Genomic DNA, 22014 nt, shown 5'->3' on the forward strand with positions numbered 1-22014 from the left:
ATAGATAGCTTTTTGATTGCCCTGCATTGCTCCAACCCCGAGCAAATGACATATGCCTACCATAATCCTTTCCCCTTCTTCGGTTTTACCTGTTTGGAAGACGCAGGCTTGACTTCATGGTGCTGTGGAGCTGCCGAAACCCTATCTTCGGGCTTAACTATAAGATCCCACGCCTTTGGATCCGATTCATGCATCGGCTTTAGGAACGCAATCGTTACAGCATCCGGATCATCACCCGGCTGTGCGATGTTGTTGGTCTGGACATTGTAGTCAAAAAACATTTCCTTATTGTGCTCGAAAACGTTGATACTTTCAAAAGATATCCTGTTTTTCATATTCAGCATCTCCATCAACTCACCATTTAAGGTGTCCAGAATGAATTCGGTTCCCATCAGCTTAACCCGGGGCAATTCTCTCGCAGTCAGACAGTGGTCCTGAACGTAGAGCGCCCAATCATCCCTGACAGGGGATTTCAGGATGCCTGCAAGTTCCTCTTCGGCCAATCCCAAAATGAATATTTCCGGAATCTCCAGGTATTTTACTGTCTCCGGAACCCGAGTTGTATAACTGCTGATATCCGCGATACTTTTTCCGACGGTATCGTACATAAACCTCCTGACGAGGCTATCCATTGCTTTGAGCCACGAGCGCGCCATCTGGTCGAATGGTATTTCTCGTTGCGGCGCTGCTGCGTACCGTAATCCTTTGCTCTCCAGGTAAAACTCGTCGCCCGCTAAACTGACGATCGGTAATTCGCTTTTCATAGTTTATCGCATTTAGTGGGTGAATCAATCCAGGATGCATTTCCCGTAATTTTATCCATCATCGCTGCTTTTTATCATTCGCGGCCATCAAGCCTGACGAGCGCTATCCGCTGCTCGGCCATACGTACATAATCCGGGTTCAGTTCGAATCCGATGTAGTGGCGGTTCAGTCGCTTTGCTACCAGCGCCGTGGTACCGGATCCCATGAACGGATCAAGGATGACATCCCCTTCGCGGCTGCCCGCCTTTATACACAGTTCCGGGATTTCTGACGGGAACGTGGCAAAGTGTGCGCCTTTAAAGGGCTTATTCGTTATCCGCCATACTGACCTGCGATTGGCCATTAAATAAGGGCCCCGCTGTTTTCGCATGGTATTGACAAGGGGATTGTCCAACCCTTTATTGGAGACGCGCGAAATAAGGTCGTGCGGGGTACCTTTCATCACCGTTTTTATTGCGTCGTTATCAAAGTAGTATCTTCTGTTTTTTGAAAGCAGAAAGATATATTCGTGTGATTTGGTGCAACGGTCGGTACAGCTTTCTGGCATGACATTCGGTTTGTGCCAGATGATATCCTGCCGGAGGTACCATCCTTCTTTTCTAAGTGCAAACGCCACCATCCAGGGAATCCCGATCAGATCTTTTGGTTTGATTACTGGATGATTTCCATACGTCGGCTTACCGAAACTTGAAAAATGCCGCTTGGTTGCTTTTCCGAATTCGGTATGCCTTTTCCAGTACTCCCTGTTGGATGTCGCCTTACCCGAGCCCCAATAGCAATCGCCGAGGTTCAGCCAAAAGACCCCATCATCTTTCAGCGTCCTTCTGATTTCCGAGCAGATGGTTACAAGCCGCTCCACATACTGTTCCGGTGTGTCTTCGACACCCAACTGGCCTTCAATGCCATAATCCCTTAATCGAAAGTAGGGAGGACTGGTGATGCAACACTGCACACATCCTGCGGGCAAACCCCGCATACCTTCGAGGCAGTCTCCCGAATAAATCCTGTCTGTTTCAATTCCGCCCACAGCGATCCCCTTCCCCATTGCAACTCATCTTCCTTTGAATCCGTAGCCCTCAGCGATCGGATAGTTAGCCGTCAGAACCTCCATTTTTCTTTTCGGGTTCCCTCCTTTGATATTTACGGTCACCGTCATGGTTTTGCTCATGGAAAACCAGCCATTGCTATCGATAAACCGCTCCAGCATTTCCGAGGGATAGGAAGACAGCAGGAATTTTCCTTTGATTTTCGAAAGCATTTTCAACAATCCTTCGAAATCATTATCCGTATAGCCTTTGTAATGCCCAAGGTCTGAGCCGATGTACGGAGGGTCGCAATAAAAAAATGCTCCCCCGTGGTCGCGGCTCTGGATTACATAAAGTGCATCCGTACATTCCAGCTGTACCGGCTCTAACCGTTGCATTAGATTTTCGGTGAACTCTTCCTTTTTGAAATTGATCCGCTTTGCCAGGCTACCGTCTTTTTTTTCGTAACCGAACGGTCCATCCATCTTGGAAGAAAAACCCATCGCACAAAGTACCCATACGGCCCATGCCCTCTTTACCTCGTCAAATAAATCGGGATTATGGTATATGAGAACCGCTTTATAATGCAGATCACGGCTCCATAACGAAGTTTGTACCATCTGTTGCAGTTCGTGGAACCTCGTTTTGGCGATACGGTAGAAATTCATTAACTCATTGTTGGTATCATTGATGATTTCGACCTTTGAGGCTGGCTTCATAAAAAACACCGCCCCTCCCCCGAAAAACGGCTCGACATACGTTATATGTTCCGGTATCAGCGAAACAATAAAAGGTGCGAGCGTCTGCTTTCCACCGTAGTAAGTCAAAGGGGGTCTCAATTTTTTGCTGTTTTCCATACTCACATTTCTCTATCCCTGTCAAATCCGCGACGTATGCCGCTCACAATTTCATCCCCCGGTCCATTTTCGGTGATTTCCTTTCCGGCAGTTCCTTTACCTTCGCCGGGTCATCCTGCAACTCGCGGAGTTCCAACCCCCGATTCCGGATATCGAACATCGCAATCCGTTCGTTAACAGGATCCGCCTGGTAAAGTGCCGTGAAATCATAGCCATGCAGATTGAATTGTCCCTCTATCCGGTTTCCCTTACTGAGGTCGGCAATAATCCCCGCGCGTTCCGCCGTATCGGGCTGTCTTTTGAACGGAAGATACATCGCTTTTCCGTCAAGGTCGAAATCCGGGATTTTTTTGATCTCTTCCCCTTCCAGTACGACCCAGCAGATATCAACGCCGGGCGAGACGGCGTCAAGCGGCTTGGCAACCGAACGGCCCGACAGCACGGAAACGGCATCGGTGATATCAAGGTCATGGTTGTCATTGTTTACGTTGATGAATGCCTTTTTTTCCAGTTCGTCAATTAGCCGGATCGGTGTGAGAAAACTCTCAAGCGGTGTATAGGACAAATGCTTCAGCATCAGTAGTTCCCCGGCTTCCGCCCCATTCCGATGCCCGCTTCCCAGCAACCTTGCACACTTTTGCAACACATCCCTAACCGGGGACTCATGAAAATGGATAGAGGGAATAATCGTTCCCCAATTGATTCCATTCATGTTTTTTTCAAGCTCTCTGGTATCTATCCCTGCATAAACGCCATGTTCGATATATGGAAATGGCAACACACTGGCTTCATAGCCCTCAAAGCTGTAAACTCCAAGATTTTTATTCCGCTCCAGCTCCGCCGTGATGCGGACGGATTCGGTATCGCTGCGCATGGTCCGTATGATGAAAACACCATGCTCCATATTCTTGATGTCTTTCCAAACACCGGGCTCGGTGATGCCAATGCTATCCAGCGTTCCCTGTATCTCCTTCAATTCCTTACCCTGAATCATAATTCTGTATTTATTGCTCAAAAGGTCACCTGCTCGGCGATTTTACCCCGAGGATTTCTGTCATCAATTGATTGATTTACCTTTCCTTTTGCCTTTCTTAGCGCCCAGTGCTTCCGACAATTTGTCTTCCCTGATTTCGGTGCTATCCTGCTCCGGAGTAGCCGCAGAGATATCCAGTTCCCTTAGATCTTCCCCATGGACCACAACCCGTCTCTTTCCCGGGTCGACCGAAAGCCAAACCGGCCTCACATGTTCCCCGGTGATTATATTTGCGGGCACCAGGTCCCCATCCATCAGGCAGCCGATCAGCGGATAGCCTTTTTCTCTCGTTGCCATTTCCAGGACTCCGAGCTGCCGTAACTGGACACCATACTCAAAATCGGGATACACCGCCTCCTCGAAAGACTTGGCGGACGCAGCACCATCGACCTGCTTCAGTCCCACCCATGTGGCCTTATAGTAGCCGGGGCGGGTATCTTCATACCTGACAATAAACCGTCCTGACAATAAGTTATAAGCCTTTTTCGCAGTGATATTGGACGGCGCAAACGCAGCCTGGAAATAATGCTCCTTTGCGAATTTCTCCCTAAGCCTACCGATATTGAGATGTATTTCCACGGGCGTACCGAGCCAGTAGCGGGCCTCCAGACGCTCGGCGATGTCAACTGCCTTTTCGCGGCCACAAAGACTCAATTGTACAATATCCCTGAAAACCCCGGGAAGCTCGGGTAAACTATTGTTCCAGTCCTTATCCTTCATTCGCTCTTCCAACTCGCGGGTATCGATGCCGCCAAACACGCCGTGTTCTATGGGATGCGTATCAAACAGGGTCGCCCGATACCCATGCAGATACGGCTTTCCGCCACCGTCGAGTCCCAGGTCGACGGCATAATCGATCCGATTGTTCTGCGGACCGAACGTTTTTGTTAAATGGTATCGGTACTCGCTGAGGTTGTTCTTCACCATCAGTCCGTGATAATGTGCGATGAATGGATCATCCAGTTCAAATATTCCGACAACTTCCAGGAAGCCATCGAGATTTTGTTCACTGCTTTTCATATTCATTTAATGGCGAATCCGCTTGCCAGTCGCCTTCTTACGCGCCGGTTTGTGGCCAGCGAGGTCAAAACCAACCCACTTTCCCTTGTCATCAAGCCCCCTGTTGCGTAGCTCCATCCGCGCCATCGATTTAAGATCGAATTTCCCGCTGAGCAGCTTCACCAGTAGTTTGGTGGGCGTTATGCTGAAAAGGAAAATCGGATTTTCTTCGTCCCGGATAATACCCTTCTCGGCAGCCTTTTCATACCTGCGTATTTGCGCTTCGGTCATTTTCCGGTTTGCTTAAAATTCGGTTGGGGGACATGTCCGTTAAACGGACATGCCCTTTCCCTGTTTATCCCTGTTCCACTTCACGTTTTGCTGGCGGTTCTGCCAGGGCTTTTTTTTTTCGTCGTCCGCGGTTTCGGTCTCGCCGGCTCCCGGGGACGCATTCTGGCCCTGTGTTTCCGCATTCTCTGCCTTCTGCTTAACGTCTACGTCCTGACGCTTTTTCGGCGTTTCCAGAAGTTTCATTTTCGCATCACGCACATCGACGCGGCCGACCTTTGCGTTGATGGTCAGATAACCGGGAACCTCCTCGCCATCTTTCACAACGGTAACTTCCACCGGAGTGGCGCTTATCAGTGCCGCCTTGATATCGCCGATGTTTTCCGGCACCAACTCCTTGATCTGTACAGGCAGTCTCGAAAGTGCATTATCCAGATCGAAAGGGTACTTTTTGTAATAACTTTCGTGATAAATGTTGATATTCAGGCTGCCGTCTTCATTCAGCTCCTGATCCACGTTCACCGCGATACATGCGTTGAATTGCTGGCCTTCGTCATTATAAATACCCTCCTTGTATACGGCAACCTTGCTGCCGTGCTTCAGCATATTGTAGGCCTCGTCGATGGGTATCTGCCATGATCGCTTAATGGATGCCCTGACGAGTTCCTTGCCGTTTTTATCTGTAAGCACGGCCAGGTAGCGGTTGAAATAATAGATGTCGCGCTCACTGTGCTTACGGAACTGCGGCTCAAGGTGGAGCAGCTCATCGCCCATGTGCTTCGTGCATTTCAACGAGAACTCTTCTTCGCCCGCTTCCATTTTCCTTTTGAGCTCTTCAAAGACCTCTTCGGGGAAGCCCCGCCATTCGAGTGCGTTTTTCTGGGTTTCAAAATTTTCGACATTCATGACTAATTGATTTTAAGATTTGTTATTAATGATTTGATATGATATTTCTTTAGAGGGATTGGGATTTCCGTTCCCCGTTTGTTTCGGTCTTCCTTGGACCGAAATCCGGCCCGTGCCTGTGTTGGGGACGGTAGCGTTCGCGCTGACTTGTCCCATCGGGCTTCTGTTCGTTTTGCTTCCATCCGCTTACATCGGGGGAACCATACGCGTAACGGTAAGAATCGTCCCGGCTATTGCGGGGGATCCGTTCGGACTCTGTCAGGAAAGTCAGGAAATTCGATGCCCGGTTCCACAACCTCCGAAGCAGGCCAGGATACAGGGTCTTCCGCATTTTCCGCCTCTGGAAACGGAGCATCTTCATCAGTGTCCGTTCATCCTGGGTAAGCGGCCGTCCATTGAACGAATACCACATCCGGTCATATTCTTTCAGCTTCATCTTCAGGAAATCCCTGTCCCGCAGCGATTCTTCCCCGAAGTGCTCCCTGAAGAGCGACTCCGTATGATTCCATTCTGTGAGTGCCGCGAACAGCGTCGGTTCCTGTTCCATTTTTTCCAAACCGTATTCCATCGTCCTGCTATTTTTTGTTATTGCCTAATCCAGCTTCCTCGCCCGGAGGAGTTTTTTCTGGTCGATCCGGCATTCCACATTACGGTCACCACCCGTCTCCGTGATTTCGGTTACGAAGTATTTACTTTCGGCGATGGTGAACTTGGGGAATGCTATGATAATCGTCTGCCCCTCTGCATTCTCCGGCACCCCGCTGTGCTGGACAAATACGGCCTCCATTTCCGTATCCTGTACGGCAGTACGCTTTGCCCGCTTTTTATCCCTGATGTAAAAGCGTGGTGCAGCCGCATCGTGCCTGATCTGGGTATTGTTCTTCAGGTTGTACCGGAAGAACAGCACATCTGCCTTGATAAAGACACCATCCAGCCTCATCCCCATCCCATGCCTTTTCTGGCCGACTCCCCTGATGAAAGGGGGGCTTCCCTTGATGGCAGCCGCCGCAAATTCAAGATCCCTGCTATTCAGCGATATACCGTCGAAAGTTACCGGCGAATGCGGTGGTTGCTTTCCCATATCAATGGTGAAAACCGGAGGCTGGTCGGCATAGGTCACCGTGAATGCATACACCCTGCCGTCCGTGGTGATCACATGCAGATTACTTGGCCGGAAATCCCGTTCGCCGGCTTTTACCTTCAGAACATTCTCCACGCCGTCAATGCGTTCTGCCAGGACATAAGCGTCGCCGCGGTCCGCATCCTGTATGGGTGACGGGAACAACAGCAGGGTTGTTTTATGCCAGGTGATCTCCAGTGGGTAATCTGAAACGATCTGCTTTGCCTTCACCGGTACCACCTCCTGGGCCACGGCCGCCGGGGCCACGAGTAATGCAAGTAATGGAATGATTAGATTTTTCATATTGCTATTTTTCTTTGTTTATTGCCTGTTGGCCTGTTCATCATAAAGGACCACCGGATGCCCGGCCTTGACCGTGACACGGACAAGCTTGGCGGACTTGGACAGCAGTCCTTTTGCTGCCTCGACGCCTGCGCCTGCCGCCTGACCCCAGAGCGTGGGATCCATACTCATGAGCTGGATGCTCTGTACAGCCCTGTCCGTGCCATCTTTAGCCGCATCCCGGCCAATTGCGCCCGGTATCCGGATACCCTCGTTTCCGTCGAGGTCATACACTGCGAGCGAAACAGGCAACTGGTAATTACGGTATTGCAGTCCGCCTACCGACACCTGCAGCCGCTCCCCATCCAGCATGCACCTGCCGGTAACCAGATGACCGGCAGGAACACGTATCCCGTTCACATAAATATCCGAGAGCATCCGCAGTTCCAGCTCCGCGCCGGAAACCACGGTCTGCGTTCCATGCACCACCGCCGGAATAGCCGGAATATCCTGTATACCCTCCCCGGACGGACTGCCTAATCCATGGAATCCGTTACCTGCAGAAACAACTGCTGTTACCGGTGTATCCATTTCAGTTACGGTGTCATGTATCGCAATACCTGCGGCCCCGGGCCTGCGTATGACGGGCACGACGTTGTCTTTGACTTCCGTAGTCACGGGGAATGCCGAACCCCGGTTTTCAATCGACCGTTCGCGCAACCTGTCGGGGTGCTGGATGTCGATTATTTTTTCCAGCATACCATCAAGGACCTGCAATTCGGGATCCGGCTCTGCATGCCCGGACATACGCTCCATCATTTCCTCCAGCCTTTCCAGTGAATCCCCGGATTCCCGGTAACCGAGACTATAACTTGTTGTCGACACGGAACCATTGTTCCCGGCAGCCATCTCCTGCGCCGCAATGATTCGCTCCAGTTCGTCCAGCCGCTGGCGTATCCTCGCCTCGTTGGGATCGCCCGGCGGGTATCCACCGCCCTGTCCGTAGTTCTCGTATGGGTAAGGGTCGGCCGGATAGCGGTAACCGTAGCTGTCCGTATCGGCCGCTGATGTATCCGCTCCAGCCCATTCCGGTTCGTTGCGCCCGGAATCCGGTGGGGAGTCCCGGTACAGGCTCATCTTATCGAGCGTGCCTTCTTCAAGCTGGGCATCGGGTAGGTCGGTATTCAATCCCTGCTGCGCGTCGGTTCCCTCTTCCCGGCCAATGCTTCCGCCACCCATCGCCCAAAAAATCAATGTGACGAATGGCAGCACCAGAATCGGCAGTACGAGCAGGAACTTTCTTTTTTTCCTTAATTGTGCTGATAGCTTTTCCATATTGTTATTTATTATCCGCTTTGAAACTATTTCCCGTTGTATCGTTAGCTGTCCCGGTGTCTACCGGAAATGGTATTTCCGGCGACCGATGCATATCACCCTTGATCGCCGGGTAGGACGCGGAACGGTCGTCCCCGAGAAAAGCGTTCCCCAGCAGGTAAGCGCAGTACCCCCCTGCCAGTCCGAAAAAAAGCGTAAATACCAGCTTTCTCCGGTGCAACCCCAGGTTACGCTCCCAACGGTTCAGTGCCTTGCTGGCAAGTAGTTGCATGCTGATGATCTTGTCGGCTATCGCCCGGGCCACATCGTCCCGGACAGACCGTTCTTCTACGTTTTCATTCTTTTTCATGGCATTATCGTCTTTTTGTTTCGAGGTCCCTGTTTTCGAGAATACGCCACCGTTCGATCAGGAACCCGTGTGCATTGTTGTCGGACCGGGTTACGTCCCTGAGCTGCCCCTCGGTGACCAGGCTCCGGATGACGGTGGCCGTAGGCCTTATGATTTCCTGTTTACCGAAATACATGAACCGGTACGGATATTCCTGGAAATTCACCGAGATGCTGTCGGTCGTTATTTTCTGGCTGATATTCCCCGAGATGATACTCGCGTAGTAGTTGCTTTCCTTCAGATCCTCATATTGCTTTCTTGCGGTGCCATCCGCCAGGTACAGTGCGTGCCGGATGTTTTCCTCGATCACCCAGTCGTCAGGGTCAAGCGAGAAGAAATAGTGGTGGAAAAGCCGGATATGGCTCCTGGCTTCTATCGGTATATTATCCTTGCGGTTTGCAGCAAATGCCTCGAACGCCCGTTCGTTGGCGAGAATGTAAATCCGGTCCTCCACTTCCCCGACTTTGCGGTAGCTTTGGTATACGGTAAAGCAGCATATCACCATCGTCGCCGCGATTATCACGAACGTGAACAGTCTGACGTGCTGGAATGCCGTTTCGATGTTATTGAAATGCCTGTACACTTATCTTCCCTCCTATTCATCTGGTTGGCACTTTTCAAAAATTTCAAATCAGAGCAGCGGCCGCTTTCCCTGCCTGCTGCGTCATCTGATTAATCTTGTGGAGCAGGGTATCGTTCCCGCCCGCCTGCACGATATATCCGGCCACGTTTGGTATCGTTGTGTAACCAACGATGGAAATAACCATAAAAATCAGGTATGCCGTGGAACTCATGAATCCCTGGTCGAGATTCATCAGGTTCTCCAGTATTTTTGAGTTAATAGCGGAAAAAATGTTCGCGACCGGAAGCCAAAGGTACACGTGTATATACCTTGCAAACCAGTTGGCGAGGGTATTCTGGAATCCATCGAATACGCTCAGACCGAACACCAGTGGACCGACTATGGCCAGCACAATCAGGTAGAACGTACGGATGACATTGATACATAAGCTTGCCGCGGCGTAAAGCACATGCAGGACTTCGCTCATGAACTGTTTTGCCGCGCTTTTGATATTGAACCAGCTGAATGCGCTGCGGAGGCCCGAAAATACGCCGCCCTCGCTTGGCTGCTCATATTTTTCAACCTGTGTATCGTCGGCCTGGTAAGGGGCATCGGGCGGTGTTTCTTTCAGCTCCCGTTCCTTTTGCTGGATATGGTACAGGATGGCTTTGTGGCTGTCACGGGACATCTCACGGGTTCCCATCTCAATCGGCTTCAATACGCCGTTCATCAGCGCGAGCAGCGGCATAAAGAAAGTGATTGCCAGACCGATCGCAAATGGCCTGAGCAATGGAAAAAAATCGATTTCCTCCGCCCTCGCGATGTGTTTCCAGACACGCACGGCGATATACCAGAGCGCCGCGAATCCCGCGATTGCCCTGCCCACGTCGATCAGCCGGGCGCTGAGCGGTATCATTTTATTGAACAGATCATCAAGTACCGTGTTGAATTCGTAGATGAAGTCACCCAGCCCCTGTGCCCGTACGGAGGATGGCAGGGCCATCCCGACGGCAAAGATTGCCGCGATTGCTATGATTCTTTTTGCTTTCATGTTTCCTTTTTACCGGTGTCCATACATATTTTTCAGTGTTTCCATTTCCTGCCATGCCCTTTCCCTGGCTGCGTCCAGCCCTGATGCATGCCTGTTGAATTCGCGCAGCGAAACCAGTTTCCCCTCCATGCTCTCGTGCAGCCGGTCTATCGCCCGTAAGCGTTCGGCATCGCTCATCCGGAGGCTGCTTGCGGTGAGTATCATGGCCAGTTCATCAAGATTCCTCAGGCTGCTGTCGAACAGGTTGCCGTATACGCCTGCCATATACCGGATTTCCTGCTGGGTGAACCTACCGCCTTGCACGAACCGTCTGTATGCCGATCTGTACTCGGTAAGTATGGCTCCCTGGTTACGGATGATATCGGCTACACGCCGGTACCGCGTCAATTCGGGATTGACTTCCATCAATCCGTCGAGGAACACTTTATGCAGGGAAAAATTCCCCTGCGAGATATCCTTGATGGTGTTGTATCCCCGGAACACAATGTCATACCCACGCTTCATATCGGAAAGGATCTGCCGCAATTGCGAGAGCTTTTCCACGTTGAGCAACAGCTGGGTTATCTCCGCCGATTGGGCGGAAACAAGGTGTAGCTGCAGCGTGCAGCATATTCCCAGCCCGATGAGGATTCTTGTTATCGTCCGTTTCATTTTTTCCCTCTCTTTCTTACTACACATGGCAGGTTCCGGAGCATTCGCCCCATTCGATATTTTGTGTCAGGTCGAATTCAACTTCGGCCAGTGGCTTGCACGAGCGGTGCAGGTAGACCGGGTTGTTCACGCCTTGGCTCGTGCTGTTCCGGATCGCTTGGTCCACGCGTACCGCCGCCTGGAAGTCCTCGGGTGCATGGCGCTTCCGCATCGCCCAGGTATGGTCGGATTGGTAAGGGCAGAATACGCAGCTTGACTTCGGGGGAATGGGAATGCCTTTCCTTCGGTACCAGGACATAACGTTGCTCCTGTTCTGCGGCACGGCCCACGGAACACGCCCCACATTGCCGTGGCTGTCCACCGTCATTCCGAGAAACGGGTAGTTGTTCACTTTCCATCGTTCCCTGGGGATGCTCATCCGTTCGGCCTCATCCGTGGTGATACCGATCCAGACGCTGGTCTGCGGACGCCTCGCCCCCTTTGGAAGCCCATACACATAATCCCGGATATAGTCGTCGACGGGCCTGATCTTGTATTCACCCGTGCATTGCCTGCGTAGCATCCCGGCTTTTCCGTCCGTGCCCGCGGTGAAAGCCGGGATGGAAGCAAAGCGGCCCGTATTCGACTTGTTCAGCAGATCCCTGTATAGGTTCTTCTCGTTAACCACAGCGATCTTTATCCCGCCGTTCTGCTTCTGCCATCTTTTCAGGTAATCCAGGTAATCGTAAGTTGCCGTGCTCTCTTTCCCCGTGTCGGAGAATATGGCCACCTCCGCCTCAGGCAACTCCCTGAGACTGGACATCAGGTACATTGCCGTGCTTTGCACGCCCAGCCCCAGTGAAATAATCTGCTTCATCCGTTCCCCCCTTTCCAATTTCCACGTTTGCAAATGCGCTGCGGTTTATTGCGCAACCCCGAATATTTTCCTTAGTATTTCAATGTCTTTTGAGTTCCGTTCGCGGTTCTCCACCAGCGAAATGATTCGCGGAATGACATTCCGGTGCAGTGCGTAGAGTGTCCTCGTCGTACCGTATATCCGGTCGATTCGTTTCAGCCGGTCACTGTCATCCAGTTCCAGCTTTCCATCCGTGGTAACCAGCTCAAGTTCCTGCAATTCCGCCTCGCAGGCCCCGGCCAGCCCGGCCATGGATTTCCGTATCCCGTCTTTCTCGGCTGCGGTAGCGTATTCGCTGCGGTCAACCGCAGCCAATGCCGTGAAACGCTCCTTTTCCATGGCACGGTGCAGCGTGAGTATCGACGCCACTTTTCCATCCGCAAGGAGCTCCGGCCTGACCTTTTCCAGACTACCGAAGTAATCGCTGTGCAGCCCGAACTCGCCACCGGTTATATCGCCTATCAGACCTGCGCCGTCCCGGATGATGCCATATCCGCTCCGCAGATATCCCGCATATGCCCTCAGTGCGGCAACCTGCTGGATGAGGTACTCCCGCTGCGTCTTTTTCTGCCGGAACCATTCCTTGAAGGTCTGTGCCGCAAGTGGTTGGGCGCTGCAAAGCAGCGTAACTAAGCACAGCCATGTTTTTACAATCATCTTCATTTCCCGTTCTATTTTATGGTCTGAATTTTCCCTTTAGCATCCAATCCCAGGGCTTCGGCTTGGGAAACATCGACTCCAGCGTCATGGCCCCCGGTAAATCGCGATCCGACCGCAATCGGAAGTGCTTTCTTTCCTTTGTCCGGACATGGTGGATTTCCATTTCGCGTATGGAGAATCCGCTCTCTTCCGAATAATCCATCCCCATTTTGCAGATGATGCGGTGATTATAGGGCGCGGTGGTTTCCAGTTCAATCTTCGCCGGGGATTCATCCTGACCGTTTCCTGCCGCGAAGAACTGCGCCAGGCATTGCCGCAGGTTTCCGTGGTATTTTTGCCCGCGGCGCCCCGAAAAATCTATTGAAAACCTGCCGCGGTATCCTTTACCGTGCATCAGTGATACCAGTTTCCTGATTGCCGCTTCTTCGGTTTCCCTGTTTTCCATCCCGATTCAGTCCAGTCCGTATAATTTTCTGAGCCGCTGGGCCTCCGTGGCACCTGCCGACCGCGATACGCTTATCCGGAAATTCCGGTTGTTGAAACGCCTCAGGTCGCCCAGCGCATTTTCCATCTGGGTACCCGCTTCGCCTATCAGCTCCAGCCGCTCCCCATCGCTCATCTGCAACCTGAACGAACCTGCGACTAACTGCAATCGGTCGAGGTTTTTAAGGCTTTCCTCCAATATGCCGGAATACACATTGTACATATATTCCAGCTCCCGGGGCGTGAAGTTCCTGTCATGCTGCAGAAGCCCCCACGCCCGTCTGTATTCCTCGACCAGCATCAGCTGCCGCTCAACGATGTCCCGCACCGCCCGGTATGTGGCAATGGCGTTCTTTACGCGCCACAATTCATTGAAATATCCCTCGTATTGGTCGCGCTGCTTTCCGGTCCAGTCCGATATCTCGCGCAGTTTCAGCCTTGACATCGTATTTTCGAGCTGCTTCTGTGCATTCTGCAGCCAGATGGTCCTGTTTTGCAGCCGCTGTATCTGGAGATCCACGGCCTTGATGACTTTCACGACCGCCGCCTTTATGATCTCATAAATACCCGCGTTGGCCGGTTTGTCCGGAATTGCCACCATCAGGGTGACAAGCATTGCCATCAATAGGGTTCTGATATACTGCTTCATCACTGCTTGGTTAATTGGTCTTCATATCGGCCACCATAGCGGCCAATCCTTTTTGGATACTCCCGTATTTTTTTGCGTACTCCTGCACCCTGACCTTTTCGCTCTGCTCGGTGGTGTACGCATAATATTCATATGGCGACGGTTCGAACCGGTATACCTTCATCAGTTGGTTGCCAAGCTCGGTGTAAATCTCCCTGTAGCGGTAGTTGGGGTCGTTCGCCCGGTTAATGGACAGTACCAGATCACGGCCCTTGTCGGTCATTCCCAACACCTGCTGGACGGCATCGAACTTGTTCTGGAATTTCTTCATGTCCAGGATGATCTTGCAATCGGCATTGTTGATGATGGTCTCCTTCACGATCGGGCTGCCGATGAGATCGTCGATTTCCTGCGTCACCGTTATGGCTTCCCCGAAATGCTTCCTGACGGTTTTGTAGAGGTATTTCATGAATTCGGCCATACTGCCCTTGGCGATGGCTTTCCACGCTTCCTCGATCACGATCAGCTTGCGGACTCCCTGAAGTTTCCGCATCTTGGAAATGAACAGGGAGGTCGTGATCAGCGTAACAATCGGGAAAAGGATGGGATGATCCTTGATATTGTCCAGTTCTACGACGACAAATGGCTGGTTCAGCACATCCAGGTTCTCCTTTGCGTTCAGCAGGTAATCAAATTCTCCGCCCTTGTAAAATGGCCTCAGCACGTACAGGAAATTGTGCATGTCAAAGTCCCGGTCCTTGACACGATCCGCCTCCAGTTGCTTTATGAAATCCGTCTGCAGGAATTCGTAGAAAGAATTGAAGCAGGGAAATATGTCCGGATGGCCCGAGAGGTATTGGTAATAGGATTGCAGTGCATTCGATATGGCCACGTACTCGCTTCTGCGGAAAGATTCATCGTTCTGCTTCCACAACGCCACCAGAAGCGTTTTTATGCTCTCTTTCTTCTCGGTGTCCAGTACCTCCCCGGCGGAGAGGAAAAACGGATTGAATTTTATCGGGTTTTCTTCGCTGTAGGTGAAATAATATCCATTCAGTAACTCGCACAGTCCCGAATAGGAATGGCCCACATCGACCACCACGCAATGTGCCCCCTGCTGGACGTAACTATGGAGCAGATGGTTCATGAATAGGCTCTTACCGCTGCCGGATGCGCCAACCACCAGCTTATTCCGATTCGTCGTCACCCCCCGTTTGAGCGGCTCATCACTGAGATCGACGTGCACGGGCATACCGGTCAGCCTGTCGCCAAGCCGGATGCCGAACGGGCTTTTCGATGAGCGGTAGGCGGTCTCCATGTTCAGGAAGCAGCTGGCCTGCTCGGCGAAAGTCTCGAAACAGTCGTTTTCGGGCAGGTCGGCCGCGTTTCCGGGCAGGCCGGCCCACCACAATTGCGGTGCGCCATTGGTTTCCTGGTGCGGCACAGCATCCATTTTGGCAAGTGCCGAGGCGGTCTGGTTCCGCAGTTCCTTCAGTTCCTCACGGCTATCCGTCCAGCACAGCAGATTGAAATGTGCCTTTATGGGTGTTCTTGCCTCCGAGATCGCCTCGTTCAGGAATTCCTGCGTGGCATCCCGCCCGATGGCGTTCTCCCTGCTGTACATCGAAAGTGACTGCAGGCGCCGTCTTTTGGCCTCCAGCCGTTTCAGCGTTTTTGGTGTATCGGCTATGACCATGTATTGGTTGTAGATGTGATTCACGGGCAGCAAAAGCCCTGCGGGCGTGGCAAAGCCGACCGAGAACTGCGTCTTATCGGTCGAGTATTTATCGTAATGCATGGTCGGTGCGCATATCGCCGGAAGGTCCTCCACGTCGGCCATGCTGTATAGTTCGCAGTGGTTTTCACCCACTTTCCATTCCGGCTTGAATTCGATGTCTTTCAGCACGGCATCGCGGTTCTCCCCGGGAAGGAAGAGGTAACGCTCCAATAAGCCGGGTTCCTCTTTTGTACCAACGAGTTCTTCCGCCGACAGCCGCTGCATTCCCACAAAGCCGGAGTCGTCCAGGATTCGCCTGAACTGACCGATCGTACCGAGCAGCCGCTCATTGTGGCGTCGGTCTATCCTTTCAGGCGGAACGATATTCTTCCGCAGCAGCGAAGACAGCGCCGAACTGGAGGACTTGCGGTCCGTGGCCTTCAGGGTAAGCATCAGGAAGCACTCGTGGGATAGATACGGGCGCTCGTTGAAATGCAGTTCGCTTCCGCGGGCAAGGAAATTCCTGTCGTCCGAAAAGTCGGCCTTGTATTCCGCCCTGGTGAACCAGTCCTGTTTGTGGAGGATAGTACCCGTTGGAAGTACCTTGATGGCTTTCAGCCATACCTGGTGCAGCGCATCGTATTCGTCGTTGCTCAGCGTGAATATCTCCGGGAGCGTGAGCCGGAATGCGACCGTCACGTCCCCTTTCTTGGAAAGCAGGCAATCCTTTTCCACCTTCCAGATGGGCAGCATATCGCCCAATTCCCTGGTGTCTGATGTTATCTGTCTACTCTGCAGCAGTACCGCTGCGAGCAGCAGGCCCGACAGGACCATGATTATGATCATCCTTCCCCTCCTTTGTCTTTCCGTCAATCAATCGATCAAAAAATATCGCCCTCGAACTGCCGAGGATAGCCGTTGGCAACCGCCGGTGTGCCAATGCTTTCATCAATCCATGTTCACCGAACCGGTGGCTCAGTCGGTACACCCCTGAGAAAAGTCCCCCTCCGAAAGCCAGCACCATGGGCAGGCATACGTACAGGGGTACACCCGCGATGTACATTACCGTAAAGCCGACGAGCAAAACCGCAAGGCCTACTGCCAGTATATAGATGTACTGGGCTTTCAATCCGCGGAACTCGATCGGACGGTTGATGCCTTTGTTGATGGTATATGTGGTTTCCTTTTTCAACGTTTTAACCTTGCTTTGTTCTTTCCGGCCTGTACTTTCCGTTTCTTTGCCCAGCGGTTCTCTTCGATTTGCCGCATGAAGCGGGTCGATTCCCATGGGATCACCTTGGCGATCGGAAACTCCGGCTTCGGATTGTTTTTCAGGTATTTTCGGACGTTCTTGGCTTTTTCCATGGCCACCCCGACAGGGTCAAGCCTCTTGCCATAAGGGATTTCCAGCAGCACGAGATCCTTTGGAAATTCCGTCAGGCCTTGCGGGAATTCGGCAATGGTACGGGTTCCGGGGTGGTAAATGAACCGGAGATACCTGCCTCCCTCATGGACCAAATACATCCTGTTTATATCGAGCGGCGGCGTTCTATCGTCTTCCGGCCTTAGTTCCCTCCGCGGCCAGTCCACCTTGAAATAAATTCCCATGATGTCGATGCGCGGCAGGTCATTTTCATTACGTTTCCGCGTCATATTCACTTCGCTTTCCAGATGCATTTCCGTACTCATATGCTGCATTTGCCTCAACCCGTCAATCCCTTTTTCTTTTTTGGGGGCGCACTACGCCGCTTCCCGATTTTGTAACTGGGAATTTCCTTCCCGTCCAGGTCGAATATCCTCGCTTTCAGGTTGTACCGGATGGGAAACCTGAGCATATCGGGCGTTCCTTCACGCCGGTGGAATCCCTGGAAGATATACGGATCCAATACCGATACATGCGGGATATTTACCCACACTGCACGGCCTCTCAGCGCCTCCGGGTTTTGCCGTTCCTTTTTGCGTATCAGGCGCTGGTCGACCGTATCGAACATGAAACGGTACCCGCTGCCAAATCGCGGCCTGAGCATGTCCCAAAGGCTGATGCCCGCTTTGGTGAAATCCTTGGGTTCGAGCATATCGAACGCAAGCTTCACGAAATAGGTGTATCCGTATATATCAATGATGGGCTGTTTCCCTGATTTACGCTGCCGGAACAACTCCGATTCGCAGCGCAATTCACTGTCTCGTCCCGGCAGTTGGGACACATCGATCGTATACATCTTTGCGACCCCGCGGGGATCGAGTTCGACCATCTGCGGTATTTTTACCTCAACGAATTCCGGCCTCATGCCCCTGTAACCGACCAATTGGTGCCTTTTCGTGTCGAAGTACGCCAGGTAGTGTGTTCCCATGTCCTTCATCGCTCGGAACTCAAGGGCCAATGTGCCGCTCCGGTGATAAATCAACTCGCCTGATTCCGCGTTCACCTCGAACGGGATACCATGGATATCATATATCGGTAATTTGTCCATGATCAAAACGGTATCTTCGTCCTCTCCTGTTTTTTCGGCACTTTCCCTGCTCGTTCGCCCACCGCTTTCCCCTCTTGTTTCTTCCGTTCCACGTTTTCTTTGATCAAATCAGGCACGAACGTTTCATCCCACGGTAGTACCTGCGCCACCAGGTTATAGCGGACCGGAAATTCATTGAACCAGCTCCGGCTCATATCCGGATACTTGATCCACCCGTTCTTTTCCGCCACATAGTAGGGATCAAGCACCTTGTCAAACGGCAAAGCGATCGGGATCGCTTCTTTGGGTATCGCGGTAAGCTCATCCCAGTCCGTTTCAAACAGCGTATGCTTTTCGGTATCGTAGATAAACATATACCGCGTGCCGGAAGGGTCGTACCCGAGCTTGCTGAGCGGAATCCCTAATGTCGTGTAATCATCCTTTGGCTGCAGATAGCCTGTCCGGAGATAGACGTGAAAAATATGGCCATGAATCTCGACGGTAGGCAGTACCCCTTGCTCCCGCAGTTCAAAGAGCTCCGCATTGCCCACCAGATCCAGATCCCTCTCCGGCAGTTTGTCGATTTCAATCCCGTATTTCGACGCGACACCTTCCGGATCGAGTTTCACCATCTGCGGGACTTCCGTTTCGGTGTACGCCTGTACGTTTGACGCAAAGGAAGGCGGCATTTGAACACCGGTGTCCGGATACCTGTAGAGCAGATAATGTGTACCTTTGTCTTCCATAAAGCTAAACCCCAGCACTTCGCGGCTATTTTCAATATTCCGCAAAAGGCCGTTGTCCACTTCCACCGTGAATCGGAGATCATCGATTTCGTATATCGGCAATTCTCTTTTCACGGGGCTACGCAGTTTTGGCTTTGATCCGTAGCGGCCTGATTTCGGCAACTACGGTCTTTGGAATGATACTTTTGTTTTCCGGGACGAGGATCTCTATGGGAATCTCATAACGGAGCGCGATGCCCTCGGGGTCAAGCTCCATGAGCGCGATTATCGAAACCCATCGGTACCGGTCGGGATTGTCCACCACCGATTGTTTGTTTTCCGGCACGTTTTTCCGCTCCGTGTCATAAAGAAAAGTATATCCGTCCCCCTTTTGGTCAAAAACATGGAACGGGATCCTGTTGGATGGATCATCTTTCTGCTTTAACACCTCCCGGTATGCATCCACCTCGAACAATGTACCGAGGATATCCACGGTCGTTAGCTGCCTGTCCATATCATTTTCTGTTTTTATACGCCAAAGAAACCGCGAAGCACCGTGGCCACCACAACAAGGAAGATACATGCCCCAAACCAGGAGCTTGCGACTTTCGCCGTATCCTGCTCACCGTTACTCCACTTGTTGTACACCTTGACCGCGCCGACCAATCCGAGGATAGCGCCAATCGCATACACAAGGTTGACTCCCACCGAGAAATAACCTCGCACCTGGTTGGTCGCGCTCGTTATCCCGCTTTCACCGCTGCCCTGTCCGTAGGCCACCATCGCCAATGCGATGCACAGCGGCACCAATGCCGCTTTCAACACTTTTTTCATCCCCACTTCTAATCCCTTTCACTGTGTTAATGGTATTCCGAAAAGTTAGCGGGGAAGGTCTGCCCAATCCGACTCCAGTTCCTCTCCACTCAGACCAACCCCGCATAGCTCTTCGGCATGTTTGATGATGTAATTCTTCAGGGCGTTCCGATAGGCGGGCTGACGCAACCCGTCAAAGCTTGCCAGCGTTTGGTGCAGCTGGTTGAGCAACCCCTCTTTCCCGGCCTGTTTGCCCGCCTGTTCCAGAACGCCCCTTATGTTGTCGAGTACCGTCTGCACTCCGTCGATGGGTATATTGGATGGGTCGCCGCTTTCTTCATTCTTCCCGTGTTCCCGGGCTGACACTGCGGCTTTCCTTTGGCCAAGGGAGTTAAGGTCTCCCCGGTAATACAAAGCCAGTACGATTACGTAATATATCGCCGAGATTACCGCGACCGTATGGATGAACGTTCCCCATGAAATTCCCTCAAGCATATTTTTTCTGTTTATTTGCGGGGCACATTCCCCGCTGATAACGGAGGCAAAATTGGCTTAAGAGAGATTCTGAAATTGATACTTTGGTAGTAGCTACTAAAAATTTACTATATAAGGAATCGGTCTGATATTAACTAAGTCAGGTTGGGATATTCGAAGTTCGCGACGACATGGATGTTTCATTATACACCCCATGGTTTTGCCTATACTCAATAAGCGCAATCCAAGACATAGCTAACGGCATTCTCAATGCGTTTTAGGCCATCGGGTGTATTAAGGTCTATTGCCAAGCATTTCTGCAGGTTACAAATCATTTGATCAAAATTATTATCTCCATTATAGAATAGTAACTGATAAGGGTTGAAAAACACCATAAAAGTTAATTTATGTTAATAATATCTCACCTATGGAATAATTGAGTTTATATTTGAACGCAAATACAATATCATGCGATATGGAAGTGCACCCGAATTTACGCGTACGCAAAAATTACAGGCACGTATACCCTAACCCAAATTTTAATATATTTATACAATGAAACGGCTTTTGTTTTTTGCTTTTTGCATTGTATTATTAGCCAACTCATGCCGCAAGGCTGAAAATCCATTAGAGGAAAATCCGATTGAGGGATACGTTGGGCTGTTTGATAAGGGATACATTGCAAGTGTTCCGGTTGATACCATTAACATAGACCGTGGCAAGGCGATGGTGGATTCCCTGGCCCGGCATATCTTCATCGAAAACGAAATTTCAGGTGAGAGCGAACTCTCAATCTTTCACTTTGGCGGTTCCGCTTTTGGTTTTTTCTCGGTAATTACACCGGAAGAGGCCAAGCGGTTGGAAACCGATTCAAGGATTAGGGAAATTTCGGAAAACTCCATCGTCACGGCCGCGGATTAGTTAGGGCTTTAAGCTGTTCGTGCAATAAGTTGACAAAAACACATATGCCAACTGTGTATTTTGATTGCTGCAGCTTGTAGGTGCTGCCCATTTTAAAGGTTGTAAGTAACTTTATATATTTGTTCAGGTTTAGGTTGGCAGACATACTTTCACTTTTACCGGTCCTGTGAAGTCTGTTTGAGAAAACAGACTTTTTTTGTCGGTGATTGTCGGTTGGTTCCCTCCTATGGTTTTGGTTTATATTCGTCGACGATAAATAGGGCCTGTGCTGTGAATGACGGCCGCAAAATAGATTTTCAAAACTATATCGCTTGGATATACCAAATCGGAAACTTAACTCATAAGTTTCATATTTCAGGCGACGATGTCAGTATTCCGGGATATATTCTTTTTCGGGCTGATATTCCGCTTGAATACCCACTGTGACAATGCCATCCTTTTCCGTGAGAAATTGCTGTGAAGCCTCGAAATACAGATTGCCCGTTCTTTGATCGATGGATATTCTTTGAGGGTGAGAAAATGTATAATGCCTTGTCGCGATTACATTGGTCCTAGATAGTAAAACTGTTCCGTTGCTCTGCAGTACATACGTAAATAGGTTTTTTACGGGTTGATACTTGATATTGTCTATTCCGTTGTATTCGATTGGAAGCGGATCATAAAGCAGGCCATCATTTAATTGTGGTTCCATCCAAATAATATCGGTATATCCATTTGTCCTGTCAAAGTATAAAGCGATTTTTTCCAATCCGTCAATTTCCTTTGTAAGATCGGTATTCGCCTGGCCGTCAAAATTCAAGTCTATCGGGGTGTCGGATTTGACTTCGACAGCCCTATATTTTGCATATAGCTGTGGCTTTTCAACCCCGGATTTTTCACATGCCGATAGTAAAAACACGATGACAGTTAAACATAAGACAGACCGTTTCATATCTTTAAATTTGCAGGGGCCATCCATTTAATCCATGGCCTTAATTATTCGAATT

General features: G+C 51.0%; 28 protein-coding genes. 1 reads left to right on the forward strand and 27 read right to left on the reverse strand.

The window, feature by feature from the left end:
* Positions 1–56: 56 nt before the first annotated feature.
* The 26 genes from JHJ32_RS07305 to JHJ32_RS07430 all read right to left on the reverse strand — a co-directional run bounded on the left by JHJ32_RS07305 (position 57) and on the right by JHJ32_RS07430 (position 20128).
* Positions 57–764, reverse strand: a complete 708-nt coding sequence (locus JHJ32_RS07305; RefSeq protein WP_200120483.1) for a hypothetical protein — start codon at positions 762–764, stop codon at positions 57–59.
* 74 nt (positions 765–838) lie between these two features.
* A complete protein-coding gene (locus tag JHJ32_RS07310) occupies positions 839–1810 on the reverse strand; it encodes a site-specific DNA-methyltransferase (RefSeq protein ID WP_200120484.1) in 972 nt (323 codons plus the stop codon).
* Positions 1811–1816: 6 nt separating this feature from the next.
* Positions 1817–2629, reverse strand: a complete 813-nt coding sequence (locus JHJ32_RS07315; protein ID WP_233632538.1) for a DNA adenine methylase — start codon at positions 2627–2629, stop codon at positions 1817–1819.
* Between the two features lie 61 nt (positions 2630–2690).
* Positions 2691–3641, reverse strand: a complete 951-nt coding sequence (locus tag JHJ32_RS07320) for a hypothetical protein (protein ID WP_200120486.1) — start codon at positions 3639–3641, stop codon at positions 2691–2693.
* 63 nt (positions 3642–3704) lie between these two features.
* Entirely contained in the window at positions 3705–4700 is a 996-nt protein-coding gene (locus JHJ32_RS07325) for a hypothetical protein (RefSeq protein ID WP_200120487.1), read from the reverse strand.
* Between the two features lie 6 nt (positions 4701–4706).
* Positions 4707–4970, reverse strand: coding sequence for a hypothetical protein (locus JHJ32_RS07330; RefSeq protein ID WP_200120488.1), 264 nt, complete (start codon positions 4968–4970; stop codon positions 4707–4709).
* 39 nt (positions 4971–5009) lie between these two features.
* Positions 5010–5873 (reverse strand): hypothetical protein, encoded by an 864-nt coding sequence (locus JHJ32_RS07335; RefSeq protein ID WP_200120489.1) that lies wholly within the window; start codon positions 5871–5873, stop codon positions 5010–5012.
* Between the two features lie 49 nt (positions 5874–5922).
* A complete protein-coding gene (locus JHJ32_RS07340) occupies positions 5923–6441 on the reverse strand; it encodes a hypothetical protein (RefSeq protein WP_200120490.1) in 519 nt (172 codons plus the stop codon).
* 24 nt (positions 6442–6465) lie between these two features.
* A complete protein-coding gene (gene traN, locus JHJ32_RS07345) occupies positions 6466–7296 on the reverse strand; it encodes a conjugative transposon protein TraN (RefSeq protein WP_200120491.1) in 831 nt (276 codons plus the stop codon).
* 18 nt (positions 7297–7314) lie between these two features.
* Positions 7315–8610 carry a conjugative transposon protein TraM gene (gene traM, locus JHJ32_RS07350; RefSeq protein WP_200120492.1) on the reverse strand — a complete coding sequence of 432 codons (1296 nt, stop codon included), beginning with the start codon at positions 8608–8610 and terminating at the stop codon, positions 7315–7317.
* Between the two features lie 4 nt (positions 8611–8614).
* Positions 8615–8959, reverse strand: a complete 345-nt coding sequence (locus JHJ32_RS07355; protein ID WP_200120493.1) for a hypothetical protein — start codon at positions 8957–8959, stop codon at positions 8615–8617.
* A 4-nt stretch (positions 8960–8963) separates the two neighbouring features.
* The gene (gene traK, locus JHJ32_RS07360; protein WP_200120494.1) at positions 8964–9581 is read right to left on the reverse strand and encodes a conjugative transposon protein TraK; all 618 of its coding nucleotides are present in this window, start codon (positions 9579–9581) and stop codon (positions 8964–8966) included.
* A 43-nt stretch (positions 9582–9624) separates the two neighbouring features.
* Positions 9625–10611, reverse strand: a complete 987-nt coding sequence (gene traJ, locus JHJ32_RS07365) for a conjugative transposon protein TraJ (RefSeq protein WP_200120495.1) — start codon at positions 10609–10611, stop codon at positions 9625–9627.
* Positions 10612–10620: 9 nt separating this feature from the next.
* The gene (locus JHJ32_RS07370) at positions 10621–11262 is read right to left on the reverse strand and encodes a TerB family tellurite resistance protein (RefSeq protein ID WP_200120496.1); all 642 of its coding nucleotides are present in this window, start codon (positions 11260–11262) and stop codon (positions 10621–10623) included.
* Positions 11263–11281: 19 nt separating this feature from the next.
* Positions 11282–12118, reverse strand: coding sequence for a hypothetical protein (locus tag JHJ32_RS07375; protein ID WP_200120497.1), 837 nt, complete (start codon positions 12116–12118; stop codon positions 11282–11284).
* A gap of 45 nt (positions 12119–12163) precedes the next feature.
* Positions 12164–12820: a hypothetical protein gene (locus tag JHJ32_RS07380; protein ID WP_200120498.1), complete on the reverse strand. Its 657-nt coding sequence runs from the start codon at positions 12818–12820 to the stop codon at positions 12164–12166.
* A gap of 13 nt (positions 12821–12833) precedes the next feature.
* On the reverse strand, positions 12834–13262 hold the full coding sequence (locus tag JHJ32_RS07385) for a hypothetical protein (protein ID WP_200120499.1): 429 nt from the start codon (positions 13260–13262) through the stop codon (positions 12834–12836).
* Between the two features lie 6 nt (positions 13263–13268).
* Complete coding sequence (locus tag JHJ32_RS07390; protein ID WP_200120500.1) at positions 13269–13949, reverse strand: conjugal transfer protein TraI; 681 nt, start codon at positions 13947–13949, stop codon at positions 13269–13271.
* Positions 13950–13959: 10 nt separating this feature from the next.
* On the reverse strand, positions 13960–16491 hold the full coding sequence (locus JHJ32_RS07395; protein WP_255539723.1) for a TraG family conjugative transposon ATPase: 2532 nt from the start codon (positions 16489–16491) through the stop codon (positions 13960–13962).
* Positions 16433–16837, reverse strand: coding sequence for a DUF4133 domain-containing protein (locus JHJ32_RS07400; protein WP_233632539.1), 405 nt, complete (start codon positions 16835–16837; stop codon positions 16433–16435). Before JHJ32_RS07400 ends, JHJ32_RS07395 begins: the two co-directional genes overlap by 59 nt.
* Positions 16834–17334, reverse strand: a complete 501-nt coding sequence (locus JHJ32_RS07405; RefSeq protein WP_200120710.1) for a hypothetical protein — start codon at positions 17332–17334, stop codon at positions 16834–16836. The genes JHJ32_RS07400 and JHJ32_RS07405 overlap by 4 nt, the downstream gene beginning before the upstream one ends.
* Before the next feature lie 14 nt (positions 17335–17348).
* Entirely contained in the window at positions 17349–18116 is a 768-nt protein-coding gene (locus JHJ32_RS07410) for a hypothetical protein (RefSeq protein WP_200120502.1), read from the reverse strand.
* Between the two features lie 2 nt (positions 18117–18118).
* A complete protein-coding gene (locus JHJ32_RS07415; RefSeq protein ID WP_200120503.1) occupies positions 18119–18955 on the reverse strand; it encodes a hypothetical protein in 837 nt (278 codons plus the stop codon).
* 4 nt (positions 18956–18959) lie between these two features.
* A complete protein-coding gene (locus tag JHJ32_RS07420) occupies positions 18960–19334 on the reverse strand; it encodes a hypothetical protein (protein ID WP_200120504.1) in 375 nt (124 codons plus the stop codon).
* A 14-nt stretch (positions 19335–19348) separates the two neighbouring features.
* Positions 19349–19654, reverse strand: a complete 306-nt coding sequence (locus JHJ32_RS07425) for a DUF4134 domain-containing protein (RefSeq protein WP_200120505.1) — start codon at positions 19652–19654, stop codon at positions 19349–19351.
* Positions 19655–19699: 45 nt separating this feature from the next.
* Positions 19700–20128 (reverse strand): hypothetical protein, encoded by a 429-nt coding sequence (locus JHJ32_RS07430; RefSeq protein WP_200120506.1) that lies wholly within the window; start codon positions 20126–20128, stop codon positions 19700–19702.
* A 534-nt stretch (positions 20129–20662) separates the two neighbouring features.
* Here JHJ32_RS07430 and JHJ32_RS07435 point away from each other — a divergent pair.
* A complete protein-coding gene (locus JHJ32_RS07435; protein WP_200120507.1) occupies positions 20663–21028 on the forward strand; it encodes a hypothetical protein in 366 nt (121 codons plus the stop codon).
* Between the two features lie 367 nt (positions 21029–21395).
* On the opposite strand, the gene JHJ32_RS07440 is transcribed toward JHJ32_RS07435, so the two are convergent.
* Entirely contained in the window at positions 21396–21959 is a 564-nt protein-coding gene (locus JHJ32_RS07440; protein WP_200120508.1) for a hypothetical protein, read from the reverse strand.
* Positions 21960–22014: the final 55 nt, after the last annotated feature.

The organism is Parapedobacter sp. ISTM3 (assembly GCF_016533505.1).
Classification (GTDB): Bacteria; Bacteroidota; Bacteroidia; order Sphingobacteriales; family Sphingobacteriaceae; genus Parapedobacter; species Parapedobacter luteus.